The organism is Accumulibacter sp., assembly GCF_023806565.1.
Classification (GTDB): domain Bacteria; phylum Pseudomonadota; class Gammaproteobacteria; order Burkholderiales; family Rhodocyclaceae; genus Accumulibacter.
In genome coordinates this window covers 22342-32192 of record NZ_JAMTDV010000040.1, presented here as the reverse complement: position 1 = coordinate 32192, position 9851 = coordinate 22342, and the positions used below count along the sequence as shown (strand labels likewise).

Annotated in this window: 3 protein-coding genes; 2 read left to right on the top strand and 1 reads right to left on the bottom strand. The window is 61.5% G+C overall.

Translation table 11 applies throughout. The annotated features are described in order from the left end of the window. Positions 1-29 precede the first annotated feature (29 nt). On the top strand, positions 30-7790 hold the full coding sequence (locus NFV80_RS04885; RefSeq protein ID WP_296758011.1) for a Calx-beta domain-containing protein: 7761 nt from the start codon (positions 30-32) through the stop codon (positions 7788-7790). Between the two features lie 44 nt (positions 7791-7834). Continuing rightward, on the top strand, positions 7835-8578 hold the full coding sequence (locus tag NFV80_RS04880; RefSeq protein WP_296758010.1) for a hypothetical protein: 744 nt from the start codon (positions 7835-7837) through the stop codon (positions 8576-8578). 363 nt (positions 8579-8941) lie between these two features. Here NFV80_RS04880 and NFV80_RS04875 read toward each other — a convergent pair whose 3' ends face one another. Next, positions 8942-9838, bottom strand: a complete 897-nt coding sequence (locus NFV80_RS04875; protein WP_295328435.1) for a cobalamin-binding protein — start codon at positions 9836-9838, stop codon at positions 8942-8944. Positions 9839-9851 lie beyond the last annotated feature (13 nt).

Genomic DNA, 9851 nt, shown 5'->3' with positions numbered 1-9851 from the left:
TTGCCGCGCTGCGCGCCGACGGATCGGTGGTGACCTGGGGAGATCCGGCGAGCGGTGGTCAACTGCTGACCACGGTTTCGGGAGCTTCGTTGCACGACATCGTGAGCGTCGCGAACATCCTGACCGACGACGTATGGAGTTCGGACGTTTCTACCGGATTGCTGGTCGCTGCGCTGGACCGCAGCAAGCCCGAGGGGGATACCACCGGCGCGGTTTTTCATTTCGAGGTTGATCGCTTCGGAGAGCTTACTCAGGCAAGCTCGGTTGATTTCGCGGTGCTCGGCGCAGGCGACGCGCCGGCCAGCGCGGAAGATTTTGGTGGAGCCCTTCCCGCCGGCGTGGTCCGCTTTGCACCAGGTGAATCCCGCCAGTTGGTCAGCATTCCGGTTTCCGCTGACCAACTCGTCGAGCACGACGAGCAGTTCGTGCTGCGGCTGTTCAACCCCGTGGGTGCGGAGATCGCTGTTGGCAATGCGTCCGCGACGATCCGCAATGACGATACGGACGTATCGGTGGCCGCTGTCGACGCCGAGCGCTGGGAAGGCGATGACGGCTTCACTCCCTACACTTTCACGCTGACCCGTATCGGCGATCTCAGCCGTGCGAGCACGGTCGATTGGCGCGTCGTCGGCAGCGGTAACTCCCCCGCGGACGCCGCCGATTTCGGCGGCTCGCTGCCCGCGGAGACCGTGACTTTCGTTCCCGGCGAATCCAGCAAGCAGATCACGATCCACATCGCCGGAGATACCCAGGTTGAAGGCGACGAGGGTTTTTCCGTGCAGCTCTCCTATCCGCGCGGAGCGAGTCTGGGCGTCGATTCCGCGAGCGCGGTCATTCGCAGCGACGATACGCAGCCGACCGTCTGGGTCACGGCTGACGTCGCCGAACGTAGCGAGTCGGATGGCGCCGTAAGGCCGTTCACCTTCACCGTTCATCGTGCCGGGGATCTGTCGCAGGCGGCGAGCGTGGACTGGGTTGTCGCGGGCAGCGGCGCGAGCGCCGCCGATGCTGCGGATTTCGGGGGGGTGTTGCCCACGGGCACGATCCACTTCGACCCTGGCGAGACGGCGAAGGTGATCGAAGTCGCGAGCCACGACGACAGAGACTTTGAAAGCGACGAGGCGTTTTCTGTCACCCTGGGCAACCCAAGCGGCGTCGCCATCGATACCCGCACCGCCGAAAGCACGATCGTCAACGACGACAGTCCGGTCTACGTCTGGGCCGAAGCGGTCGACGCGAGCAAGCCGGAAGGCGATACCGGGACCACCGGGTTCCTCTTCCGCGTTATGCGCTCGGGGGATTTGACGCAATCCAGCACCGTTCACTACAGCGTTGCCGGCGAATCCGCGGACCCGGTTGATGCCGCCGACTTTGGCGGGCTCCTGCTTGGTGGTGTCGTGACTTTTGCGCCTGGCGAAAGCGAGCAGACGATCCAGATCGCTGTTTCGGGCGACACGGATCGCGAAGCGAGAGAAGCATTCGCTCTGACGCTCGACCATCCCACGAACGCGCTTGTGACCGGGTCAGAAGCTCTTGGATTCATCGGAAACGACGACGGGACGGCCGAAGTATCGATCCAGGCGCTGGCAGACTCCCGAGTCGAAGGGAACAGCGGCGACGTTGCATTTGAGTTTCTCCTCACTCGAACAGGAAGTCTGGCGGAGGCGTCTACGGTAGATTTTGCCGTTGCCGGCAGCGGGGAAAACCCGACGAATTCCTCGGACTTTGGCGACCAGTGGCCAGCCGGATCAGTGACTTTCTCTGCCGGCGAAGCGTTCAAGTTAATCACGATTGCAGCCAAGGGGGACCTCGAAATCGAGCCGGACGAGGATTTCTTGGTCACTCTCGCCAACCCGATCGGTGCGACGCTCGGAATTGCCGCCGCGGGCGCACGGCTGATCAACGACGATCTCCCGGCCACCGTTTCCGTTCAGGCTGTCGCTGCTTACCAACCGGAAGGAAACGTCGGTCCGAAGGGCGTCCGCTTTGAGCTCTCACGCAGTGGAGATCTCACGGCATCCTCGACTGTTTTTTACCACGTCGAGGGGTACGGAAGCGAATCAGCCGACACCACAGACTTCGGCGGTGGTTTTCCTGCGGGATCGGTTACCTTTGCTCCTGGCGAAACCTCGCGCGAGATTGTCGTGAATGTGGCCGGAGATACTCAAGCCGAACCCAATGAGTCTTTCGTGGTCAAGATTGCCGCCGTAGATAACGCGGTAATTGACGTCGCGACGGCGACAACGGCCATTCTTGACGACGATGGAATGATCGGAGTCAGCATTACCCCGGTGGAAGCAGCCGCACCGGAAGGCGAAACCGGCTCGCTCCGATCTTTCCTCGTGCAGCGGAACGGTGACCTGTCCGCTGCCCTGGATGTAAGTTACCGGATCGAGGGAATCGGCCAGAATGCAGCAGACGCCAACGACTTCGGTGGCGCGTATCCTTCGGGGACGATCAGCTTCGCGGCGGGTGAGTTCGAGAAAACCATCAGCGTGCCCGTTTCCGCCGACGATGACGTGGAAGGGAGCGAGTCTTTCCAGGTGAGCGCGAGTTGGGTTGCGCCGAAACCGGCGGATGAGTCGCAGCACGCGGCCATGGCCCAGTCGACGGCGGCGAGTAGCGGCAATGCTTTGGCTACCGCACTGATCATGGATGACTCGCACATTGCAGTCGAGTGCAGGCCTATGGACCTGTTTACTTTGGCATTCGACAAGTGGGTTGGAACGTATTATGGCGTTCATTCCTATCTGATCTACAAGCCGGAGTTCGGTGAGGAAAGGGCGATATCGGAACATAACGACGGCTTGTCGGCGCCATTGATGGTTGCGATTGACGTCCCCTTGAGCGCAACCAAGGATGCAAGATTCAGGGACCATTATGTGCAGTCCAACGCCGCGATTCTGGACCTCGGCACGCGAAATCCGGCAGACGTTTGGGACGTGATGAAACAGCAGGCGAGGAATGTCGATGCCCTGCACCTGGGCTACTCGGTGTTTGGTCCGAATTGCCACGAGACGACGGCCACCATATTGAACGCGGTGGGTTTCGACTACTCGGCCAATCGCCCGGGGAACTATGTTCATCAGCTCACGGTGGGGAATATTGTTGTTCCAATTCCCGGCGGCGGATCGGTACTCGGGTACGACTACCACCTGGACGGCACGGCGAGGAGCGACATTATCCGGGGAGCCTCTGGCCAGGATACCCTGTACGGTGGCGACGGCGAAGACACGATTTACGGCGGGGGAAACATCGACTTCATAGCGGGTGGTGGGGGAAACGACGATCTTTTCGGCGGTAGCGGTGGCGATGTCTTTTACCTGCAGTCCGGCAACGGGGACGATTACATTCACGATTATGAAGAGGGGAATGACCGGCTCGAGTATTTCGGTACTTCCCGGTTGTCAAAGAGTCTTGTGGATTATGGGGGCGATGGCATCCTCGATACGCTTATTCAACTGACCGGAGGTGGAAGCGTAACGCTGCTCCATTGCGGCCAGACGGTTAGTATCGGCAACTCCCAGTCGGTGCCCGAAGGACAGACCGCGGTTTTTCAGGTATCGCGGATGGGGAACATCAATGCACCGTTGACTTTGAGTTACGAGATTACAGGAGACGTTTCCGGGCAGGGCAGCATAACATTTGCCAAGAATAGTTCGACTGCGAGGATATATGTGCCCTCGGCAAACGACACGGTGAATGCACCCGATCGGCATTACACGGTCACCATTCTCGATCCGGGGATGGACACCGTGATATTGGACAACGTGAGCGCCCATGGAACGATCCTGGATGACGACCCGCCCACCCGACCACGGGGTGATCCCCACATGATCACGCTCGACGGTCTCGCTTATGACTTTCAGGCCGCCGGCGAGTTCGTGCTCGTCGAGAGCATCGCGGGCGAACCGCTTTCGGTGCAGATGCGAACGAAGCCCGTGGGAAACTTGGCCTCGTCCATCAGCGCGATCGCCGTCGAGGTCGCCGCGGGGCATCGCGTGACCGTCGATACGGATCGGCCCGATATCTTGCGCATTGACGGTGCGGTGATCAGCCTCGCTGACGGCACTTCCACGTCGGTTGGCGGGGGTAGCGTCGAGCGTAGCGGTACCGTCTTTACGATCACCACGGCAGCGGGGGACGTGGTCAGTGTCGAGGATTTCGGCAGTCATCTGGACCTCGGTCTGATGCTGGCCAATGGCCGCCAGCCGGGGTCGGTGCGCGGCCTGCTCGGCAATTTCAACCAGGACACGCACGATGACCTTGCGCTCGCAGACGGTACGGTTCTTGCCCAGCCGGTCGCTTTTGCCGATCTCTATGGTGCCTTTGCCGAATCCTGGCGGGTCAGCGACGCCACGTCGCTGTTCGACTATTCGCCTGGCGAAAACACGCAGACCTTCACCGACCGGTCGATCCCGAGTCATGCGGTGACGCTGGACATGCTGCCTCCAACGGTAGTGGAAGAGGCGACACGCCAGGTCGATGCGGCCGGAATTACCGATCCCGTGGTGCGCCAGGGGGCGATCCTCGACTTCGCGCTGACCCACGATCCGGATTATGTGATCGGGGCGACGCAAGTGGGCGATCCCGTTACCCCGCTGGAAGTCGTCGCTGAGCCACAAATGCCGCAGTCTGTACTGACCGTCGCCGCGAGGTCCGACCGCGTACCCGAAGGAAATGCCGGGACGACGAATTTGCTATTTGACGTGTATCGGACGAACAATATCTCCGGCGAGTTGAACGTCTCCTATCACGTCGCCGGCGGCCCGTTTTCGCCGGTAAACGCCGACGATCTCGGAGGCGCATTGCCCGCGCGAGTGGTTCATTTCGCCGATGGGCAAACGCTGTGCACCATCACGATTCCGGTGACTGGTGATCTGGCCGTCGAGAACGACGAGCAGCTGACGCTCAAGATCGGTGTCGACGACTCGGCGCAGGCTGGAGTGGTCCTTGCGAGAAACAGCGCGACGGTCACCGTCGCGAACGATGATGGCACTCTGCTGCCACGGTACGCCATCGAGGCGATTGATGCGATCCGCCCCGAGGGGAACGACGGCGAAACAACCGAATTCAGTTTCCGCGTGACGCGAACGGACAACTCGCGGGACGCGGCTACGATCGATTTCGCGGTTTCCGGCTTGGGTTCCGATCCAGTTGACAACGACGACTTTTCCGACGGTGTGTTGCCGAGCGGAACGCTGGCTTTCGCCCCAGGGCAAACTGAGCAAACTTTGCGACTTGCCATTGCAGGCGATAGCTTGCTCGAGCACAACGAGCGTTTTCAGGTAAGTCTGGCCAGTCCATCTCATGGCGTTATTGGAACACACAGCGCCATCGGCATGATCGTGAACGACGATGCATTCGTCACCCGCCACTCGATCACTTCGGACATGCCTTCGCGTGCTGAAGGGAATGAGGGAATTACGGAATTCACCTTCGCCGTCACGCGCGGTGGAAACATTGACGTAGCAACAACCGTTGACTTTGTCGTCAGCCCGGTCGGTAGCAATCCAGCCGATGCCACCGACTTTGGAGGGGTCTTGCCTGCGGGAACGATTTCCTTTGGCGTCGGCGATGTGGAGAAGGATCTCACCATCGCGGTAGCAGGAGACGTGGACGCTGAAGCCGATGAGGGCTTCCTCGTCCACCTCAGCAACCCTTCAAGCGGCGTAGTGGTCGGAAGCGGCGTAAGTTCGACGATCGTCAATGACGACCTGCCCGCACCGTCTCTCTCGATCTGGAGGATTGGCGCCGATCCGGTGGAAGGAAGCGGCGAGGGGACCAGCGTTAGATTTGCGCTGGTCCGCTCCGGTGACCTCGCTGTGAGCAGCACGGTAAAATACGACGTCGTGGGTAACGGCCCAAGCCCAGCCGATGGCGACGATTTCGTCGGCGGCTTTGGTAGTGGAGTGCTGATGTTTGAGGCGGGTCAGGACTTCAAGTTGCTCACGCTGGGTATCAAGGGAGACGTCGCCCTGGAAAGCGACGAGAGCTTCGGTATTGTACTGTCGGCACCGACGCACGCGACGATCGACGTCGGCAGTGCAAACGCGCTGATCATCAACGACGATTCGTTGGTCTCGGTCGGAATTGCGTCCGAGGAGTCGGCAAAGCTAGAAGGCGACACGGGCGAGACCGACTTCACTTTTGCCGTTTCGCGTTCCGGCGATCTCACGGGCGAGGCCAAAGTCGCGTATTCGGTTTCGGGGAGTGTGGATTCGAGCGACTTTGTTGACGACATTGTTCCAGCCGGAGTGGTCACCTTTGCACCCGGTGAAACAATCAAGGACGTAGTCGTTCGAGTACGCGGAGACCAGCTCGCAGAGGCGAACGAAGCGATGGTGCTCGAATTGTCGAGCCCGGTTAACGCATCGCTGGGCACTTTCGCCGCGAACGCAACTATTCTCAACGACGACGTATTGCCACCTCCGATGCTGTCGATCGTCGCTCATGATCCGAGCAAGGCGGAGGGCGATAACGGTGCGACGCTGTACAGCTTTGTCGTGCACCGTTCGGGCGATACGAGCGGAACGAGTACCGTCGACTTCTCGCTCGCAGGTACAGGGCCGTACCCCGCAGACCAGTCTGACTTCGGCGGCACCTGGCCGTCGGGAACGGTCACGTTTGCGCCGGGAGAGGTGGAGCAGGCGATCACCGTCGCCGTGACCGGCGATACGACGATTGAGCCGGACGAGCAGTTCTCGGTCAATCTGAGCAACGCGACCAATGCAACATTGGCGGTTGCCTCTGCAATTGCCATGATCGAGAACGACGACCTGTGGCACGCCCCGACCCTGTCGATCGCGGCGCGAGACGCGCGTGGCGCGGAAGGCAATATCGGGGTCACCGACTTCAGTTTCGTAGTCTGTCGCAGTGGCGACCTATCGGTGGAAACGAGCGTCTCCTACGGTGTCTCGGGAGTTGCCGATGCCAGTGACTTCGCCGGCGGATCCTTGCCTGCCGGGGTTGTCGTTTTCGCTCCGGGAAGTGCCAAGGAGATCGTGCACGTTGCGGTAGCCGGCGATAAGGAGATCGAAGCGCAGGAGGGCTTCACGATCACGCTCCACGATCCGGTAAACGGTGCGCTTGGTATTGCAGAAGCCACGGGAACGATCCTCAACGACGACAGCAGCAGCTTCACCATCGGCGATGCGCCAGCGCGTCCGTCACGGTCGGACAGCAGCGCCTGGGCGAGAAGCTGGAGCCACGACGGTGTGACGATTACGCACAAGGCCGATCTGAGCGACGCGTCCGAGTCCTACAGCGGCGTGCTTTTCTCCAGTGCCGGCAGTGGCGTCCTGGCTGGCGGCGACGTATCGGCCGGTGACCTCGGAGTGAGCGGCCAGACACTGGCAACCAGTGCAGTTTTGCAGGAAATCGACGGCACCGAAGGCCTGCGTTTTCTGCTAGACCACGAGGCTAACCAGATCAGCTTCCATCTCAGTCGCTTCACCCGTGATGACGACGGCACCGGCTTCAGCGAGGCTGGGCGCTTGCAACTGTTCGACTCCGATGGCCGACTGGCCAAGGAAACCTTCTTCTATGCGGACAGGCTCGACGGTTCGCGGGAGGTCACGGTTGCGGCAGAGGACGGGTTCAGTCAGGCGGTGTTCTCGGCTGGCGCGCAGAAAGGTGGCGATTTCGTCTATGGCGCCTATGGCAACGCGGATGGCGATGGCTACGGCACGGATCCGTTCGCCAACAGCTTGGGACTGCATGGCAGCGACTTCCTGATCGACTCGGTGACCTTTACCGCCGGATATGTCGATTTGTTCTGGGCTGGCTAGGCAACGTGCCACAGCTCTCTCGAAACTCTGAATGGAGGGATGCAATGACAATCATGGGATCAAGCGGACATCCGCATCGGACGTGTTCGTCCTGGCTGGAATCGGCGACGGCCCGTGCCGTCTTGGCGGTGCTTCTGTGGGTGTCAGCAGTTAATGTAGCATCGCCCGCTGTAGTCTTCGAGCAGGCACCCGTCGATGGCGCTGACGCGTTTCCCAGCATATCGGCTGCACAAAGTGCAGATGGCTTCGCGCTGTCGATGACTACCGGAGTGACCGGCCTGAGCTGGTGGGGATCGTATTCCCAGGATCCTGCGACCTTGCCGGTGGATGCGTTCAGTGTTCGGATCTTCGCGAGCAACGCTGGCGCGGGACCGAAGACGATTCCGGCGACAACGATCACCCAGCAGCCGACGCGGTCCGCGACTTCCCTTTTCGACAAAACGGGGGCTCCGGTCTATCGCTTCGACCTCGCGTTTGCGCCATTGAGCCTGGCGGGCGGGACGGACTGGTACCTATCGGTTGTCAACGCCTTCGACGTCGGTGACCCGAATGCGGTCTGGTACTGGCTGCTCAGCAGTGCGACAGGAGAGAACTTCTATCGATTCGTGGACGGCGATCCTTGGTCTTCAGATCCGACGGGTAACCTGGCGTTCCAGATCCGAGATTCGTCCGGAACATCGATTCCTCTTCCCGGCTCGCTGTTCCTCGCATTATTTGGCTTGCTCGCGATGCGTATGTCGGGCGGTGTGGCCAATTCTCGATCTGTCGGGTCGATGGAAGAGAGTTGAGGATCGTGCGTAGCGAGCAGCGTAGCGGCTGCTCGCAAAGAAGTGGGCGACGAGCGCAGTTGCGCACGGGTTGCCAGCGAACAGTGGGCCAAGGTCATTCTGGGAGAAATCTGGAGGACCCAGCATGGTCTTCCCTCTTCCCGCGGCCGACTTGGCCCAGTCCGAGTCCGACAGGCGGCTGGCGGTATCCCTTGCGCCGATTTGCCCGGCCGCGGTGTGGCCTGGCAGCAACTACTACGGGTCTCGCAGCGACCATGACGCTGCCGGGTAACGGCTTTGCCATCATCACCGCGCCGTTCGGACCGGCGAAACCTTCCCGATGGACGCGCTTGGCATAGGCCCGGGCATGCGCGTCGGTCGCGATCATTTCCCCGGGCGGCGGCTGCGCGCCGTTTCCAGTTGCTGGCAGAGACGCTCGGCACCGTCGAGCAGGCGTGGCGTGTGACGCTGGATCAGGTCTGGCGGAACGAAGAACAGATTGCCGCGCGCGACGGCGGTGAGTGTGGTCCAGCGTTTCCAGTCGTCGAGCCACTCGGGTCGCGCCTCGTCCATGCCGCTGGCGACGATCGCCTCGGGATTGGCGGCGATCACCGCTTCGACATCGACCGTCGGCGCCATTGCCTCGATCTGGCCAAAGACGTTCTCGCCGCCGCACAGGCGGATGACGTCGGAGATGATCTGCCGGCGGCCGACGGTCATCAGCGGCTGTTTCCAGATCTGGTAGAAGGTCGGCACCGGCGGGCGCTGGCTGTATCGTTTCTGCAGGCCGGCCAGACGCTCGCGGAAGCTTTCGGCGGCGCGATGGGCAGCCGCGCTGCTCCCGGCCAGCACCCCGAAGCGTTCGATCTCGCCAGCGACGTCGGCGAGCTGATTGGGCTGCGACAGATAGATCGGAGCTCCGATGCTGCGCAAGCGATCGATATGTGCGGCGACGTTGCCGCTCTGCCAGGCGATGATCAGATCGGGCTGCAGCGCGACGACGCGTTCCAGATCGATCCGCGAATAACCACCGACGCGTGCAATCCGGCGTGCCGCCGGCGGGTACTCGCTGTATTCGACGGTGCCGACGATGCGCTCGCCGGCGCCGGCAGCGAAGAGCGTTTCGGTCAGGTGCGGCGCCAGGCTGACGATGCGCTTCGCCGGCTGCGCGAGACGAATCGTCGCGCCGCTATCGTCGACCACGCGGACCTCGGCCAGGGCGTACTGGGCCGCCGCGAGCAGCCAGGCAGCGACAATCGGTCTCCACCAGCAATGGGTCACGCCAGCAGTTCCG